The sequence below is a fragment of the Chitinophaga sp. H8 genome, from assembly GCF_040567655.1.
Lineage (GTDB): Bacteria > Bacteroidota > Bacteroidia > Chitinophagales > Chitinophagaceae > Chitinophaga > Chitinophaga defluvii.
On record NZ_JBEXAC010000001.1, the window covers coordinates 2,656,957 to 2,676,265 of the forward strand.

The window sequence follows — 19,309 nt, forward strand, 5'->3', positions numbered from 1 at the left end:
AGGATTTTACTATAGTCGGCCTAAAAAAGAAAGATAAATCATCAGCAGCTTTTATCTAGGCCTTGTGTATCAGCTTTTCACCATTTTTCACAAATAATACGGCAACGGCGGCCATCATCATAAAAACACCCGCCATTACCAGCGCATAAATGGCCAACCCATTAAAATAATGCTTGACTATCAAGCCTCCCAGCAATCCATTCACAATCTGGGGGAAGGTGATAAAAAAGTTAAAGATGCCCATATATACCCCTACTTTCCTGGCAGGAATCACACTGGACAGCATGGTGTAAGGTACCGACAGGATACTCCCCCACGCCAGCCCTATCCCTATCATAGGATAAATCAGCATCCCTGGTGTGGTGATAAAGAAAATGGCAATAAGGGAAAGTCCGCCTGCCGTTAAAGAAAAAGCATGGGCCAGCTTACGGCTGGTAGCCTTTACAATAGCAGGCAACAGCAGCGCATAGAGCGCTGATACCCCATTATAAATGCCAAACAGGATCCCTACCAGGTTCCCTGCATCTGCAAACGCCACAGACGAGGTATCCCCGGCCTGTACTTTATAGAAATGCTGGGCAATGGCAGGCGTAGTAAAAACCCACATGGAAAACAGTGCAAACCAGGAGAAAAACTGTACTAACCCCAACTGCTTCATGGCTCCCGGCATTTTCACAAAGTCTTTCAGAATAGCACTTAATCCCTCCCGCTCCGGTATGGCCTCCTTATCAATTAAACGTCCATCGGGCTGCTGCTCCGGTACAGCAGGCTCCGGGTTAAACCGGGTATATTCGTCTGGCGAATACTCCCGGGTAGTCACCACTGTCCATACAATAGTACCCACCAATACGATGGCTCCAATGTAAAAGGAATACACCACATTATCCGGCACCTGACCAGGAGGTGCTACTTTAGCCACCTGCAGGTATTCCGCCAAAATATAGGGTAGCCAGGAGCCCAACACCGCTCCTGTGCCAATGAGAAAAGTCTGTACAGAAAAGCCGGTACTCCGTTGCGCATCCGGCAAGTTATCGGCTACAAGCGCGCGAAATGGCTCCATCGCTACATTGATAGAGGCATCCATCAACATCAGCATGCCCGCCCCGATCAGTATAGGGGGCAGCAAATACGCCAGTACAGCAGCATTGGGTAAAAACACCAGCGCCAGGGCCGTTAATAAAGCCCCTGCCAGGAAATATGGCCTGCGGCGCCCCAATGGCCCCCAGGTACGGTCACTATAATGGCCAATAATAGGCTGCACAATCATACCTGTTAACGGAGCTGCCAGCCAAAAAAGGGATAAATGCTCCACGCCAGCCCCAAAAGTTTGTAAAATCCTGGAAGCATTCCCATTCTGTAAAGCAAAGCCAAACTGAATTCCCAGAAAACCGAAACTCATGTTCCAGATCTTCCAGAATGACATCCTGGGTTTTTCTATAGCTGTGATATACATGAGATAAACAGGGGATTTTAGTTTTTAACAGATCATCTTAATTACTCCGGGACATATGCACGAGAATCTCACCAGGTTTCCGGATTCAAATTACAACTTAATCATCTCGCCACCCACAGTTTCCTCCGACCGGGCACTCACCGGGATCTGCCGTCCGTATATGCACACCGTTATATCCCTGTCCGACTCGTTACTGATATACACCTCTTTCTTATCTACCTTCACTTTTAACAAAACACCCCTGAAATAGATCTTAAATGCAAAAGACTGCCATTGAGCGGGCAAAAAAGGTTGAAAGCATAATTGCCCTGCTTTTACCCGCATGCCTGCAAAGCCCTCTACCACACTCATCCAGGTTCCTGCCATAGAGGTAATATGCAAGCCATCCTCAGTATCATTATTGTAGTCATCCAGGTCTAACCTGGCTGTACGCAGATAAAACTCATATGCCCTTTGCTCATCTCCCAGCTTTGCCGCCAATATAGCATGCACACAAGGCGACAAAGAACTTTCATGCACCGTACGGGGCTCATAAAAATCAAAATTCCGGCGGATAGTATCCATATCATAACGGTCCTCCAGAAAATAGATTCCCTGTAAAACGTCCGCCTGCTTTATAAAGCAGGAACGCAGGATACGGTCCCAACTCCATTTCTGGTTAACAGGTCTTTGCAACGGGTCCAGGTCTTTCACCAATACCTGTTCTTTATCCATATAACCATCCTGTTGTAAAAAGATGCCCCTCTCTTTATCTTCCGGATAATACATCTGCGTAATCACTTTCCCCCATGCTATAGTAGCTGTTTCTTCGTTAAAATCCAGGCGGGTAATCAGGGCGGTATATTTTGCAGGTGCTTCTTTTTTCACCTGCGCCATTACTTCCAGCGCATATTCCAGGCACCATACTGCCATGGTATTAGTATACCAGTTGTTATTTACATTATTCTCATATTCGTTTGGCCCCGTCACTCCTAACATCACATACTGCTGACGGGCTTCACTCCAGTTGACCCGCTGCACCCAGAACCTCGCAATGCTGATCAATACTTCCAGCCCGTAATCGGCCAGATAAGCAGTATCTCCGGTATACCGTACATAATTGAAAATAGCGTAGGCAATAGCAGCATTGCGGTGAATCTCTTCAAAAGTGATTTCCCATTCATTATGACATTCTTCCCCGTTCATTGTTACCATAGGATACAAGGCCGCCCCTCCGGTAAATCCCAGCTTTGCTGCATTTTCAATTGCCTTTTGCAACTGCCGGTGCCGGTAAATCAACAGATTTTTAGACACCTGCTCCTGAGCGGTAGACAAGTAAAAAGGTAAACAATAGGCTTCTGTATCCCAGTAGGTAGAACCTCCATACTTCTCTCCGGTAAATCCTTTGGGACCAATATTAAGCCGGGCATCCTGACCGGTATAGGTTTGATTCAGCTGAAAAATATTGAAGCGGATACCTTGTTGTGCAGCAGCATCTCCCGTGATACTGATATCACTCTCTTCCCATTTTTCTGCCCAGGCTGCCGCCTGTTCTTCCAACATCCTTTCAAAGCCCTTTTCATAAATTGCTGTGATGACTGCTTTACAGCTGTTGCGTAATTTTTCTTTCGGATGGTTTTCTGACGAGAGATTAGCTGCATATTTATAAATGATCGTCTCCTGCCCGGTAGTGATGGCAACATTCACCCGTCCACCTACATACTTGATATTCTCCACCGGTTGCACCGGCATATCCAGTCGTTGCCCTTCCTGATACACCTCAAAAAGCATCCCCGTGCATACATCAAAGCCCGTTTTTTTTGTGCGCAATGTTAGCATAGCACTATTATCTCCCACCTCCCGCTGCACTTCTTCCCAGAATTTCTCATCATAATTGGCATCCTGATTTTTCACATCCCCATCTATGAAAGCCGTAATGACCAGCCTGCCTTTAAAATTGAGCGGCGTAATACTATAGCGTATAGCGCCTGCCTCATCATCTACAATGCTGCAAAATCTTTTGGCATTGACCCGCACTTCCTTGCCATTTTTCAATACTGCTGTAAAAGACCTTTCCAGATAACCTGCTTTCATATTCAGCACCCGCCTGAAATCCTTTACTTCACAAGTGTGCAAGTCCAGCACCTCTTCATCAACCCGGATATCAATGCCTATCCAGTTGGCAGCATTCAACACTTTGGCAAAGTATTCGGGATAACCATTCTTCCACCATCCCACCCGGGTTTTATCCGGGTAATACACGCCTGCCACATAATTGCCGGGTAAGCTTTCTCCTGAATATTGCTCTTCAAAATTGGCCCGTTGGCCCATCCGGCCATTTCCTATGCTGAAAATACTTTCTGAAATTTTATTTAAATGGGGTGCAAATCCCTCCTCGATGATATTCCACTCATCTACTTTGATGTATTGCTTCATAAATTAGCGATTAGCGGTACGTCTATTACATTGCCTGCCATTGATCTTTACAGGGGAGCAATCAGCGCACGACTTATAAATCAAACAATTTCTCAATGGTCATTTCGTGCAGACCAGCAATTACCAGATCAGCTGCCCCCAATACTTGCGGATCGCCAATACCAACTACTTTCATATCTCCGGCCTTTGCTGCCGCTATTCCGGCAATGGCATCTTCAAATACCACGCAATTAACGGCACTTGCCTGCAGTGCTTCCGCACACTTAATAAACACTTCCGGATCTGGCTTGGAAGCCGATACCGTATTCCCGTCCACTATTGCATCAAACAAAGTCTGCACACCTGTTCTTTCCAATATGAGGCCCGCGTTTTTACTGGCAGAACCCAGCCCTATCTTTATACCACGTGTTTTGAGTACTTCCAGAAAATGTTTCACCCCCGGCAATAAATCTTCAGGTGTCATTTCTCGGATCATGGCTACATACCAGTCGTTTTTGCGGGTAGCGAGTTCCTGCTGCTCTGCAGGTGTTTTATGTACACCTCCCCATGCTAATATCAGTTCCAGGGAACGCACCCGGCTAATCCCTTTCAACGCTTCATTTTGTTCAGGTGAAAAATCAAATCCAAGCTCATTGGCCAATCTTTTCCATGCTTTATAATGGTAAACGGCGGTATCAACGATCACTCCGTCCAGGTCAAAAATGCAGGCGTAACTATTTTTTTCTAATGACATCAGGTTTAAATTTTGTTATAACAATCCAGGCTATTATTCAGGCTGCCGGTTATGCCAGCTTACCATTATTTCAACAATGCTATTACGAGCGTCGTATTTGCAGGCACAGTAATACTGTCGATAGCTGGTAAAGGAGTTCCTCCGATTACATTCACTGCTTTTGAAAAACCTCCCATCCTTTCAGCATACCTGCCGGTGCTGATAGTTTGCTCTTTATCATTGGTATTCATGATTATCATAATTGTTTTATCACTGTTATACCGGAAGTATACATATACGTTATTCTCCGGTACATACTGCATCAGCTTTCCGGTTTGCAGCACATCATTGTTTTTACGATAGTTGGCCAATGTGCGTATATAGTTAAACAAGTCATTTTCTTTAGCAGTACGCCCCCCTGCTGTGAATTTATTCTCTTTATCACCCGGCCAGCCCCCTTTAAAGTCTTCTCTTACCAGCCCATCAGGATTACTGAAATTTTTCATAGCCAGCTCAGCGCCATAGTACAACTGTGGAATTCCCCTGGTAGTAAGCAGCCAGGTTAGTGCCGATTTATATTTATCCATATTTTCGCCTACTACAGAGTAATAACGGCTCAGATCATGATTATCCAGGAATACAACATTCCTGGTAGGGTCCTGATAAACAAAATCACTGGCAATAGTAGTATACAAGCGGTTTACCCCATCATCCCATCCGGGCTTTCCATTCATCGTTTCGTTCATAGCCCATAGACACTGAAAATCTGTAACACCGGGCAGTTCAGTATCAAATCCCCTGTTCACGGTATTCCCCTGTGTAAAAAACACCTGGTTAGGGATACCTTTCACAAAAGTTTCTCCGAAAAAAGTAAGGGAAGGATATTCCAGTTTCATCGCGCGGCCCCATTCAGCCATATACTCCGCGTCATTGTAAGAATAGGTATCGAGCCGGAAACCATCAATACCAGCATATTCCACCCACCAGATATGGCTTTGGGTCAGATAATTCCTGACATAAGGGTTTTGCTGGTTCAGATCGGGCATATGGGTATCAAACCAGCCATCTGTCATCAACGTTTTATCTACCTGAGCAGCATATGGATCAAAAAGCGTTTGATCCCTGAAATTAGAACGGGTAAATACAGGCCACTGATGCACCCAATCTTTAGAAGGCATATCCCTGATCGTCCAATGCTGGCTGCCTATATGGTTATGTATCAGGTCCTTGATCATCTTCATGCCTCTTTTGTGCATGGCATCGATCAGTTGTTTATACAGTTCATTGGAACCATAACGCCGGTCTATCTTGTAGTTTTCTGTTTGTGCATACCCGTGATAGGAAGTAGTGGGCTGATCATTTTCCAGCACAGGATTTAACCACAGTGCTGTTACGCCCAGGTCCTGCAAATAATCCAGGTGATCCATGATCCCTTGTAAATCGCCTCCATGACGATAGTACATAGAGTCACGGTTCAGGCTGGTTTCCTGCATACCCTTTACGATATCATTGCCTGGATCTCCATTGGCAAAACGGTCCGGCATAATCAGGTATATCAGGTCTTTATTGGTAACACCCAATGGTTTTTGTGCGGTATTACGTGCTTTCAGCTCATAAGTATACTTCAGCTCCTTTTGCCCCTTTTTACTGAACCGGATCAGAAAAGTTCCCGGTAATGCCGTCGGAGAAATCTCCAGGTCGAGAAACAGGTAATTCGGGTTCTCCACCTGATGTACCTGCTTTAAGGTAACACCAGGATAATCCAGTGTAACCGTCCGGGTAGCTATTTTTTCACCATGTACCATTAACTGCAGTGCCGGATTTTTCATACCTGCCCACCAAAAAGCGGGTTCTACCCTTTCCAATGGCGGTTGTTGGGCAAATACACCCGTCATACCTGTTACCCCTATCAACAATAACAACAAACGTTTTAACCTCATGTCCCTGATCATTTTAATTTTCAGATAAAATACCTAATGGCCTGTCTGATAAGCAATGGTTTCCGATATTTATTTTTTACCAAAAAGGAACAGGAATGGCTTCCATAACCTGTTGGCCCAGGCTTTTTCATTGTGTTCAGCCCCTTTCTCAAAAGTATATACCACCTCTCCTATTCCTTTTGATTTCAGCACCGCATACATCCTTTCATTATCGGGCAAAAAGTACTTATCAATCTGCTGATCACCACAATCAAGGTATACACGTAGCTTTTGTTTAGGTAAAGGCAGTGTAGCGATCTTGTCCATGATCTTTGCTTCATCATATACAAAACCACTGGAAAGGCAGGCTGCTTTTGAAAAAACTTCAGGAAACCATAATACACTGTAAAAAGCAATCAGTCCACCCATAGAAGAACCCATTACGGCGGTATTATTCCTGTCTGCCTTTGTCCGGTAGGTCTTATCAATAAAAGGTTTCAGGTGCGTAGCCATAAAGCTCACATACATTTTACCTCTTTCCAGGCCGGAATATTCCAACCACCGGTCTCTGGTATTGCTGATGCCCACTATGATAAATTCTTCTACCGCTTTTTCCCGGATCAGGCTATCGGCTACTTCATCCGCATGCCATTCCTTGCCAAACCAACCAGACATACCTGCATCAAACAGGTTTTGTCCATCCTGCATATACAATACAGGATACCTGCGGGTAGGATCTTTTCCATAAGATGGAGGTAACCACACAAAAACGTCCCGGGTAAAACGCAGGTTAACATCATCAAAATTATGGTGGTACTTCAAGGTGCCTGTTACACTGTTTTCTATCAGGTCATTCCAGTTCACCGGCCTTAATACAATAGTGGTATCTTTGGCCAAGGTGATATTTATATTTGGTGGGAATCCTCCACCGGTGTAAATGGCTTCACTGCGGTAAGACCCTCTGGTAATCTTAAACTGCAGGGAGCTGTTAACCGGAAAAGCGGCCTGATAACTCCACAAACTGTCGGATTCCTTTTTCATTTTCGCACCGTTCCTGGAAAACCAGTCCCCCCATTTCAAATCGCTGCCCACTATCTGTAAAGTATCTTTTGCAGGCGTATTGGCTGGTGCTATCACCCTGATGGTGAGCACACGTTCCTGTGCCTGTAAAAACCCACTATGAAAAAGCAATCCTGAGAAAAAAATAATTGCCAAACGTTGTATCCTCATTGCGCTGTTAGCTTTTGAATCATGGAAAGGCTTTTAACGGCCATATCCGTCATTTTGTTTAAGATTGGGATTGGCAGTCAGGTCGGACGAAGGAATCGGGAAAAGCGTGCGGTAATCCTCAACGGCGGCTCCTGGCTTTACGCCACCTTTCCAGGGCCACAAATAAGCAGCTCCCGTAAATTTCCCAAAGCGGATCAGATCTGTTCTGCGCTGACCTTCCCAGAATAATTCCCTGCCTCTTTCATTGATGATGAAATCAAGATTCAGCTGGCCCGCAGTAATATTGCCGTTGGTGTTTCCATAGGCCCGCTGGCGCAGGTTATTTACATATTGCAATGCTGTTCCTGCACTACCGCCTGTGCCACCGCGCAGTACTGCTTCGGCATACATCAGGTATACATCAGCCAGGCGGAACATCGGAAAATCTGTGTCAGGGAAATCACCTGTTTTATCAGATCCCTGTACACCCGCTCTGTTTACATTGCGGTATTTACCAATAGCATACCCATCAGTAAAAGTAGAGATCTCGTCAATCTCCAGTTTTTGGCCATTGGTATAAAACATAGCACGTTTGTCTGTAGCTCCTGTTACATCTGTAAAGAGGTTAACAAATGCCTTGGTAGTACGCAAACCGCCCCAGCCTCCATTAATGCCAAATGCAGCAGGATTCATACTACCGCCCACGGCAGCATGCACCAGATAAGTCATCCCTCCGTACGATTTTGTATTGATCCCATCAAAGGTGATCGGGAAGATGATTTCTCCGGAAAGATTATTATCTGCCAGGAAGAGATAGCGATAATTATCCTGTAAAACATACCCTGCCCCTATTATTTTGTTGCAATAAGTAATACATTCTGTATACCTGGGTTGCTTGATATATACCTCTGCATTGAGATACAGTTTTGCCAGCAGCGTCCAGGCTGCAGCCTTATCAGCACGGCCATACTCATTCTGACGGGCATCTGTCAACTCTACATCTATCTCTTTTAATTCCTTTTCTATGTAAGTAAATAAGTCGGCCCGGGTGATCTGCTTGGGAAAAAAGCCACCACCTATTACATCTGTTTCCACTACAAAAGGTACATTGCCATACAAATCCAAAGCATGCCAATAGCTTAAGGCTCTTAAAAAACGGGCCTCTGCACGGAAATGTTTGGCATCTTCCAGATTAGCTCCGGTTACTCCTCTGCTGTTTAATTTATCATCGGTTGTTTCCCGGATAAATTCATTACAGATGGAAATCTCGTAAAAGATACGGTTATACACCGCCCTGATAAATTCATTGGCAGAAGTCCATTTCATCGTATGGTAATCTGGCAGGCTGCCATCATTCCAGGCAATTACAGCCTCATCAGTAGGCAATTCCTGCGCCTGCCAGTACTGCCGGATATAATTGGAAAAACCTTCATCAATCCCACCTATATCTGGTTTACCTGCCGGCCCCTGCTGACCGCTTACAGCGTACCCTGCGTATAGTTTGGCCAATACCAGCTTATAATTATTAAAGTCATTATAAACATTGGCAGAAGTAAGATCATAAAAAGGTTGGCGATCCAGGTCCTTCGTACAGGAGCTTACCGTTACTGCAATAATACCGGCCAACAACAGGTTGTATATGAATTTAGTTGTCATCTTTTGCTGATTTGAATGTTAAAAATCAAGGTTCACACCCAAAGAATAGGTACGTGGCCGCGGATACATCTTATTATCTATACCGGATATCCTTTTTTCTTCAGGTTTCAGACTGGCATCACTGATGCCCACTTCAGGATCAAGTCCGCTATAGTCTGTAATGACAAATACGTTTTGTACACTGGCAGCTAAACGCAGCCCTACCTTCCCATTTATAATCCGGCCAAAATTGTATCCCAGGCTGATATTATCCATTCTTACAAAAGAAGCATTCTCCAGGTAATAATCAGAGAAGAACTGGTTGGTTTCAAAATTGGTTTTTAATATGCTGGAGGATACATTAGTGAGATAATTGGAAAAAGAGAAATTCCTGTATGCGCCATTATCTGAGCTTACATTATTGTATACATAATTCCCAAAGCTGCCACGCAATGCAAAGCTCAGGCTCCATTTGTCATAAGAGAATTGCGAGTTAAAACCCAAAAATACTTTCGGATCAGGAGATTTAAAACGTACTTTATCATCTGAGCTGATATTACCATCCCCGGTTACATCCTCATACTTACCTTCTTCCGGTTTACCATCCTTATCGTACAATTGTTTGTATAAATAAAACGAGTAAGGTGCATATCCTACTGTATGGATCTGTACATTGTTACCTACACCACCGGAAATCACGCCTACTAAAATACCCTGTGAATTCGGATCATTTATTTTACTCAGGTTGGTGATTTTACTTGTGTTATAGGTAATATTAAATCCGGCATCCCAATTAAAACGTGCACTGCTTACAGGATTTGCATTGATAGCAAATTCCACTCCTCTGTTCTCAATATTTCCTACGTTAGTCAGCAGCTCATTGGTGAGATTAGAACCTGCCGGCACAGGTATAACACTGAGTAGATCCTTGGTTTTCTTGATGTAATAATCTACACTACCGGAAATACGGCCATTTAAAAATCCGAAATCAAGCCCTGCGTTGTACGTTTTGGTTTCTTCCCATTTAATATTGCTGTCATATCCTTCAGGACGCAGCGTCAGATAATATTTATTACCCATCTGGTAACGGGCAGTAGAATCACTGAGTGTATAGCGGGGAAGGTAAGGATAGTCTACCAACAGATCCTGCTGACCGGTAATACCAAATCCAAGCCGCAGTTTCAGGTCGGAGAGTACAGTGGAATTTTTCAGGAATGGTTCCTGACTAATTCTCCAGGCCAGTGCTGCCGATGGGAAAGTGCCCCAGTGCTGTGCAAACCTGGAAGAACCATCCCGTCGTATGGTAGCGGTAAACAGATATTTTTCGTCATAATTATAGTTTACACGTCCAAAAACAGAGATCAATGTACTTTGTGTTTTAAACGGATTCCCTGCTGCGTTGATCACCTCTCCTTTTTCATTTAGGTCCGCATAGCCAGGTTCATCCCGGATAAAATCCTGGTAGGAATAACCACCGGTAACATCAATCTTACTTTTTATATTCTTCAGGTCCTTGGTATAGTTCAGATAAAATTCCAGTAATTTATTTTGTTTCTTCTGGGAATATTCCTTGTTCTGACCACCGCGTTGATACATACTACCTGCATAGGCAGGAATGATCGTTCTTCCTTCTGTTTTGGAAATATCGTATCCCAGATTCAGGTTAGCTCTGAGATCCCGCAAAAATGGAAGTCTGTAATCCAGCTGAATATTACCGATGCTTCTCTTCAGATTTCCTCTGTCATCTTTTAATTCCAGCATGGCCAAAGGATTACGGGTGGCTAGTGTATTGGGCTTACCTGTAGTAGGTTCCAGCCATTCAAAGTAACCACCAAAATCATTATTGGCATGAATGGGTTGGGTAGGATCAAAAGCCACAGCAGCATTAATAGCACCCATATCTGCAAAGCGGGTATCACTGTTGGTTCCTTTCACATTGATGTCCACTTTCAGGTCATCATTAAAGAAACGGGGATTCAGGCTCAGTGATGCAGAGGTACGTTTAAGGCTGGAAGTTTTTATTATCCCTTCCTGTCCCAGGTAGCCGATGGATACCCGATAAGGCAACGCTTTTAATGAACCACTCAGGCTGATATTATTATCTGTACTTAAAGCTGTCTGATATATAGCATCCTGCCAGTTGGTATTGGCGGTACCTAATAATGCCTGCTGGGACGCAGCACCATGTTCCTTTACGATCTGCCGGAACTGATCTCCGGAAAGCACATCTACTTCCCCCACCTTTTTTGATACAGAATTAAGGGTACTGAAATTTACATGCAGCTTATCTCCTTTTTTACCTTTTTTGGTAGTAATGATAACCACTCCGTTAGAGGCCCTCGAACCATAGATGGCAGTAGCAGAGGCGTCTTTTAATATGTTGAATGACTCAATATCATTTGGATTGATAAAACTTAGTGGGTTGGAGGTGCCTTTTACTTCCGAATTATCCAACGGTACCCCATCAATCACATATAAGGGTTCATTACTGGCATTTAAGGAAGAGCCACTACGGATACGTATCCTGCTGCCGGATCCTGGTGCACCGCCATTAGTGGTAATCTGTACCCCTGGCACCTTTCCCATTATCAGCTGTTCCGGCGTAGAAGAAGGCCCTTTGTTGAAATCCTTGGCAGTAATAGCAGTTATAGATCCTGTGAGGTCTCCTTTTTTCTGCGTACCATATCCCACTACCACTACTTCATTCAATCCTTGTGTATCTGATGAAAGCTGCACATTAGCGGTTACATCCCCATTTACAGTAACCTGCTGCTCTTTCGTTTTATATCCGATAATTCTTATCTGGAGTGTCACTGTACCATTACTAACGCCGGTAATGCGGAATTCACCGGACTCATTTACAATAGCATTCCGGGTAGTACCTTTTATAACAATGGTAGCGCCTAGTAATGGCTGCCCGGACTCATCCGTAACTTTTCCGCTAATGCTGCCGGTTTGTGCATAGGTGGCCAGAGACATCACCATGAAACACAGCAGAAACACATACTTGGTGAGGCGTGTTTTTTTCATGTAAGCTTTGTTTAGTTGATAAAGAATTTAGTTAATGACAACGGCACATCTTGTGCTTTTAAGCCCTGATAGGTTGAAATCTCATTACATATTGGCATAGAGAGGCTTATTACCTGTTTCAATGCCTGTACATTGCATAAACAAGTTTAGATAACAAGAGTTTGTATGCCAGCAGAATAATTGTTTGGTCTAAATCGGATGCATATCGTTTCGTTTTTCGGTTTTGGACGCCTTTCCGGGAACGTTCCCGGGATCGTTCCCGGATTGTGGAATAAAAAAAATCATAACGTTATGCTAAAGTATTAAAAAATTGTGAATTCCAACATGCGGAAGTATTTTTTTTTGAAAAGCCTAGAAGCCTGCGGGCATAATATTCCTGAAGATGCAACCTGATAGCGTGTATCAGCGGGCCCTACCCTGCTGTAGACTTCCGTGGAATAAGAGAGGATTTCAACACCAGCTGCTCTTTTTGCGCAGTCCCTCCTTCCAGCGTTTTAAAAAGCAACTGGGCGGCATTAGCCCCCAGATCATAAGCGGGCTGCGTGATGGTGGTCAACGCAGGATTTAGTAAAGAAGCTATTTCCAGACTTGAAAAACTCAGGATTTTTACCTGCTCAGGAATGGCAATACCCAAATCATGGCATACATAATAGCTGCTGATAGCTAAACGTTCTACAGATGCAAAAAGACCATCCGGTTGCAAAGTATTCATCAGCCTGGACAATACCTGGTAATTCTCCTGGTGGTCATTCTTACAATCTATGATCCAGCTTTGTTTATAAGGAATACCTGCATCTTCCAGTGCATCTACATATCCCTGCGTACGCATTTTACCAATAGAAAGACTTTTATTGATTACCAGGAAAGCGATCTTTTTACAGCCTGCCTCAATCAGGTGCTTGGTGGCAAGGAAACTGCTTTCATAGTCATTCGTAGTTACTTTAGGGACTTCAATATCATCATATACCCTATCAAAAAACACCAGTGGCATATGTTTTTTGCGCAGTTTGTTCAGGTAATTATGATCATTGGCCTCTCCGGAGGCTGACATGATCACACCATCCACTCTTCCATTATAGAGATCATCTATAAAAGATACTTCACGCTGATAGTCGTCATCTGTTACATAAATAAGGGTATGATAACCTTTTTCCCGCGCCACCCGCTCAATACCATTGATGGCCTGGGAAAAGAAATTATTGGCCAGTTCTGGTACAATGACTGCAATCGTCTTACTTTTTTTCTCCCGCAGGTTGCTGGCATAAAGATTAGGCTGGTAATTCAATTCTTTGGCTTTGGCCAGGATCCGCTCTTTTGTTTGCAGATTAATATCACTGTTTCCTCTAAAAGCTCTTGAAACCGTGGATGTTGACAGGTTTAAGTCCTTCGCCAGCTTCTTGATATCCATCTTGTCCATTATAAACACTGTTTAAATTTTGGCTTCCTCCTGCCGGTCAGTCTCTCAAAGTGGCTGTTTCGGCAAACATAGGCTGCTCCATATGCATGGATGCGGCATCTAAAATAAATAAAAAAAGTTTACCTCGTTGATTCTCCCATTTAAAAAGGGCTGTACAAGTGGTCATCAACCATCCTGTACAGCCCCTGAAAATGCTTGCCTTACCTCAAAATCACCAACCGGTATTCTGTGGCAGCAACTTCGGATTCAATGTAAGTTCCTGTGTAGGAATAGGATACAGGTACATTTTATTATTCCACACACGGTTCGTAATATCTGTATATACCCGTATATATCCGTTGGCATCCAGTATCAGGTCTTTCACCTGGTTTTGATTAGGATACTGGGCTTTGATGGCAGGTACCAGCTTCATACCCAGAATTGTTTCGGGATTTTCAATTAACTTACCGGCATTCCAGCGGAGCAGATCATCAAACCGGAAACGTTCTGCAGCCAGTTCTATTCTTCTTTCCCGGCGAATCTCATCCAACAAAACACCTAAAGCAGGAAAATCTGATTTTGGATCTTTTACAAGGGTACTCAGCTGCATTGCCGGCATCCCTACCCTGCTTCTGAGCTTGGTAATTGTTTTATCCAATACAGCCTGATCGCACTCTCCCAGCTCCGCTTTGGCTTCTGCATATGCCAGCAATACCTCTGCATAACGGAAAATAAACAGATCGAGGGTAGACTGGTTTGCATTCCATTGTGCCAGGCTGGAAGAACGGCCTTTGATACGCTGGTAGCCGGTACTGGTAACACTGGTGCCTATACGGGGCAGCGTAATGATATCCTTTCCGCCATTTGCATCCACCTGGAATACAAAACCTTCCGTAGCAATCAGCTGTGTAAAACGGGGATCACGGTTGGCCCGCTCTGCATTCAGGGAATCATCTCCTTTATACCGTGGGCTTAATGAGGTTGGTAAACCATCTGTACAAAGAAATGAACGGACAAAATTCTTACTGAATCCTGTATTATTCTCTCCCAACTGCCGGGTAAGATTATGCATGTATACATCTTTCAGAAAACGTTTGGCTAAGATGGCTTCCTTATTACCCAGCAATTCTTCCTGAATAAAAAGATTGTAATAATCCGATGTTGGATTGCCGGTAGTATAAATATCATAAACACCGGAATTGATCACCACCTCTGCTGCTGTAGCTGCTTCCCGGATCATGGGCTGATCATCTCCCATTCCATGATATTTACGGTACGTTCCTTCCCACAAACAAATACGTGCTTTTAATGCTGCTGCAGCATACTTATGTATCCGCCCTTTTTCTGCATTGGCAGGCTCCGGCAGATTAGCTACCGCAAAGTTGAGATCCAGTAACACAGAATCCATTACCTGCTTATGAGGGGTACGTGGTAAATATAATTCCGGTGACTTTTCATTCAGGTCAGTAGTAAACCAGGGCACATCTCCATAACGTTTTACTTTTTGCCAGAAGAACATTGCACGAAAAAAACGGGCTTCTGCAGCATATTTATTTTTGATCTCCGCACTGGCATCCGCACGTTGATAACGTTGTAAAAAGTAATTAACACTTCTTTCATTTTTCCAGTTCCATTCATCATTATCCTCATCCTTTACAACTGGTACAATGTATTGCCCCGAAAGAAATTTATTCTTATCACGGGGTACCATATTATCCGAATTATTATCCGCATCTGCATCCATTACCGGAAGTGTATTATAAAACCCGTTACAATAGAGCTTCAAATCCGCTTCGTTCTTAAAAAAGGTTGGATCGCTAAAGGCATCATCCGGATTCAGATCAAGAAAGGAGTCCCGCTTACAGCCAGACATAACCAGCAATGACAGCGCTAATGTATATATGATATTTGTACGTTTCATCTTCGTCATTTTTATGAATGATTATAAACCCAGTTGCAAACCAAAAGATATGGCCCTGTTCAACGGATAATTCTTAGCATCAAATATTTCCGGATCGTACGCCTTATGCAGTTTGGTTATTTCAAACAGGTTCTGTGCTGATACATACACCCGCAGGTTTTGCAGTTTGATCTGTTTGATTAATGAAGCAGGCAAAGTATATCCCAGCGCGATATTCTTCATACGGGCATAAGCAGCATTCTGCAGGTATTTTGTTTGTGCCTGGAAGTTACCACCACCACCAAAACGCTGACGGGGATAATAGGCATTGGTATGCTCCGGTGTCCAGTAATCCAGCTGATATACCATCGGTACATCCCACTCACTCTTGAATCCCCAGAAAGTATTGCCATCCAGCATCACGTCCCGTTTACCAATGCCCTGGATCAGCATGGTAAAATCAAAGTTCCGGTACTGTATGCCCAGGTTCAGACCAAACTGATAACGTGGTGTCTGATTGCCTATCACTTTCCGGTCTCCCGGATCATCTACTGTATTCTGACCACTGGTGATCTTTTTATCTCCGTTCAGATCCTGGAAACGGATATCACCGGCCAGCCATTTGCCATTCCAGAGATTAGACTGGTCTGCATTCGCTGCTTCTGCATCAGTATTGAAGAAGCCATCCGTTACATACCCCCATATTTCGTCCAGACTTTGACCTACATAATAGGTCTTGGAGCCCAACGTTTTGGTAGGGTTCAGGTCATAACGGGTTATTTTTGCAGAATAATCAGACAATGCAAAATTCACTTCGTAAGAAAAGTCTTCATTGATCTGGTCCTTCCAGCTAAGCCCCAACTCCCAGCCTTTTGTCCGCATTTCCCCTGTATTCACCCTGGGGGCAGGTGTGCCCAGGATATTAGGCAGCGGATAACCATCCAGCAGCATATCTTTTGTATCGCGGATGTACCAGTCAAAAGTAGCCGTCAACCTGTTTTTCAACAGGGTTACATCCAACCCTATATTCCGGGTAGCTACTTTCTCCCAGGTAAAGTCCCTGCTTACCAATCCCGGAGCACCTACATAAATACCCTTCTGATCATCAAAGATGTAATCCACTTTACCAGATGGCATGGTAGGGATATAAGGGTAAATATCGTTGTTGGTGTTTTTGTCAGGATTCAATACCTGATTGCCCAGCATACCATATGATGCCCGTAGCTTCAGGTCATTTACCACGTTTAACAAAGGCGCAAAGAATGACTCTTCAGATACTCTCCAGCCTGCAGAAACAGAAGGCAGAAAAACATACCGGTTATTTTCCGGGAAACGGGAAGTGCCGTCATAACGGCCATTTACTTCCAGCAGGTATTTTTTGTTGTAATCGTAATTCAACCTGAAAAAAGAACCTGCCAGTGCCCAGCTATACTGACGGCCATCTACAACCGGACTATTATCATTATTCAGATTAATAGCAGGCATCGTCTGATCAATCAGATTTTTAACCCTTGCATTAAACCCTTTTACTTTTTTCTGCTCCTGGTTGTATCCGATCATAGCTTTGAAATAATGCTTCTCTCCAAATGCTTTTTCATATTCGGCATACGCATTCAGTGCGGTATAGGAGTCATTATTATTGGATTCCTTTACGCTGCTGGGCTTAGACCAGGGGAAAGTACCCAACACAGTGCCATTAGCACCATACTCCAGGTACTCTTTATAATGCTGCTGATTGTTAAGGCCATAGCTGTTCCAGGTGTAGTCTGTTACAATACGCAGGTTTTTTAATGGTTTCAACACAAAGCCACCGGTAAGCCACAAGTCATTGGTAGCCTCTTTGGTGCGGCCATTCAGTTTTGCCAATGCTACGATATTCGTAAAAGAGCCTTGTCCGGAATAATGTCCATCGGGATGAAACACTGGCATAATAGGACGCAGGTCGCCAGAGATCCAGCCTTCGGATAAGCCGCCATGACTGGCAGGCGTAGGCTTGTCACTTTCTGTGCGGTTCAGGGCCATTTTCATATTTAGTTCCAGCCAGGAAGTAGCTTCTGTATTCAGCTTTAAACTGGCATTATATCTTTTAAAATCTTCGTCTGCCACTTTAAGCAGTCCCTTTTGATCAAAATAACCAAAAGAGGCTACATAAGCTGTTTTACCCTGGCCGCCGGAAATAGACAGGTTATGGTCCATCATTGGTGCCCAGCCGGGGTAAAGCTCCTTGATCCAGTCTGTATTACCTACATAGCGGTATTTAGAAGGATTGGAAGGATCAATATATACGGGTTGATTATTACGCGGATCATTGAAAAATGCAGCCGCTCTGGTAGAATCCTCTATTGTAAAAGGCTCAGAGGCTGCACTGCCGCCAGACAGCTGTCCGGTACGGTCTGCTTCCCGGTGCATCCTGATATAATCTACGGAGTTGAGATACTTAGGCATACGTGTAGGACGCGTAACAGTATAAGAAGTAGAATAGTTAATACGCATCGGCGCATCCTTTTTAGGATTCTTGGTAGTGATGAGAATCACACCATATGCTCCTCTTACACCATAGATAGCAGCAGAAGCCGCATCTTTCAACACCGTTACATTCGCTACATCCGCAGGATTGATCAGGTTAGGATCCATCTGTACCCCATCCACCAGGATCAGAGGGCCTCCTCCATTGATAGAAGTATTTCCCCTTACATTAAAGGTGGCGCCTTTACCAGGTGCGCCATTGTTGAGGTTAATATTCAGGTTGGGTACCATCCCCTGTAAGCCCTGTGCAAGGTTTACCAACGGACGACTTTCCAGTTTTTTACCATCCAGCACTGCTACTGCACCGGTGAGGTTTCCCTTCTTTTGGGTACCATATCCTACCACTACTACTTCATTCAAACCGGTGGTATCTTCCAGGAGTGTAACATTTACGGTAGCACGGCCTTCCACCGCAATCGTCTGCTGTATATGACCAATAAAAGTAAAAACAAGGCTGGCGCCATCGGGTGCATTCAGTTCATACTCCCCATTCGCATTAGTAACCGCACCGGTATTGGCACCGGCTACTTTTACCGTTACGCCAGGCAAGGCCTCTCCTTTTGCATTCACCACTTTCCCTTTAATGCGCTTATCACGGATGTCATTACCCGTTTTACTTAGCACAATCAGGTTATTGTCCAATACCTTGTAATGCAGGTTCAGCGAGGGCAGTAAATTATTCAGGATCTCTTCTACAGTTGCACCGGTTACATTTAAGGATACAGGCTGCGCTCCTTTGATTTCATCATTGTTGAAAAAGAAACGGAAATCCGATTTCTTTTCCAATGTGAGCAGCATTTTGTCCAGTGAAATGCCATCCACTTTAATACTGATACGCTTCTGTGAATAGACGCCGGCAGATGCCTGAACGACCAATAACATTAGTAACGTGGTGAACTTCATAATTAATAGCATGTGCAAGACCCTTGCCCTGATGGCAGGTAATCGCGACTTAGTAAATTTTTTCATACCTTGGATTTGTTGAGTTCAGACAATAGGATACCTCGAAACCTCTAAGTGTAAAGGTGCCCTGATACTTGACAACGGGGAATGTGCGCGCATTTCCCGTTTTTTTATTATAAAAAGGGATAACTATCAGGTAAATCCTGAGAGA

General features: G+C 44.0%; 10 protein-coding genes. All 10 read right to left on the minus strand.

Annotation, left to right across the window (positions count from 1 at the left end; translation table 11 throughout):
- Positions 1-55: 55 nt before the first annotated feature.
- The 10 genes from ABR189_RS10000 to ABR189_RS10045 all read right to left on the minus strand — a co-directional run bounded on the left by ABR189_RS10000 (position 56) and on the right by ABR189_RS10045 (position 19,164).
- Positions 56-1,453 (minus strand): MFS transporter, encoded by a 1,398-nt coding sequence (locus ABR189_RS10000; protein ID WP_354660337.1) that lies wholly within the window; start codon positions 1,451-1,453, stop codon positions 56-58.
- 90 nt (positions 1,454-1,543) lie between these two features.
- Positions 1,544-3,868, minus strand: coding sequence for a glycoside hydrolase family 65 protein (locus tag ABR189_RS10005; protein WP_354660338.1), 2,325 nt, complete (start codon positions 3,866-3,868; stop codon positions 1,544-1,546).
- A 73-nt stretch (positions 3,869-3,941) separates the two neighbouring features.
- Positions 3,942-4,601 (minus strand): beta-phosphoglucomutase, encoded by a 660-nt coding sequence (gene pgmB / locus ABR189_RS10010; RefSeq protein WP_354660339.1) that lies wholly within the window; start codon positions 4,599-4,601, stop codon positions 3,942-3,944.
- Positions 4,602-4,666: 65 nt separating this feature from the next.
- Positions 4,667-6,520 (minus strand): glycoside hydrolase family 13 protein, encoded by a 1,854-nt coding sequence (locus ABR189_RS10015; RefSeq protein ID WP_354660340.1) that lies wholly within the window; start codon positions 6,518-6,520, stop codon positions 4,667-4,669.
- A 69-nt stretch (positions 6,521-6,589) separates the two neighbouring features.
- The gene (locus ABR189_RS10020; RefSeq protein ID WP_354660341.1) at positions 6,590-7,729 is read right to left on the minus strand and encodes an alpha/beta hydrolase; all 1,140 of its coding nucleotides are present in this window, start codon (positions 7,727-7,729) and stop codon (positions 6,590-6,592) included.
- A 33-nt stretch (positions 7,730-7,762) separates the two neighbouring features.
- Positions 7,763-9,364, minus strand: a complete 1,602-nt coding sequence (locus tag ABR189_RS10025) for a RagB/SusD family nutrient uptake outer membrane protein (protein WP_354660342.1) — start codon at positions 9,362-9,364, stop codon at positions 7,763-7,765.
- 18 nt (positions 9,365-9,382) lie between these two features.
- Positions 9,383-12,373 (minus strand): SusC/RagA family TonB-linked outer membrane protein, encoded by a 2,991-nt coding sequence (locus ABR189_RS10030; RefSeq protein WP_354660343.1) that lies wholly within the window; start codon positions 12,371-12,373, stop codon positions 9,383-9,385.
- A 412-nt stretch (positions 12,374-12,785) separates the two neighbouring features.
- The gene (locus ABR189_RS10035) at positions 12,786-13,790 is read right to left on the minus strand and encodes a LacI family DNA-binding transcriptional regulator (protein WP_354660344.1); all 1,005 of its coding nucleotides are present in this window, start codon (positions 13,788-13,790) and stop codon (positions 12,786-12,788) included.
- A gap of 211 nt (positions 13,791-14,001) precedes the next feature.
- Positions 14,002-15,690, minus strand: coding sequence for a RagB/SusD family nutrient uptake outer membrane protein (locus ABR189_RS10040; protein ID WP_354660345.1), 1,689 nt, complete (start codon positions 15,688-15,690; stop codon positions 14,002-14,004).
- Between the two features lie 21 nt (positions 15,691-15,711).
- A complete protein-coding gene (locus tag ABR189_RS10045) occupies positions 15,712-19,164 on the minus strand; it encodes a SusC/RagA family TonB-linked outer membrane protein (protein WP_354660346.1) in 3,453 nt (1,150 codons plus the stop codon).
- Positions 19,165-19,309: the final 145 nt, after the last annotated feature.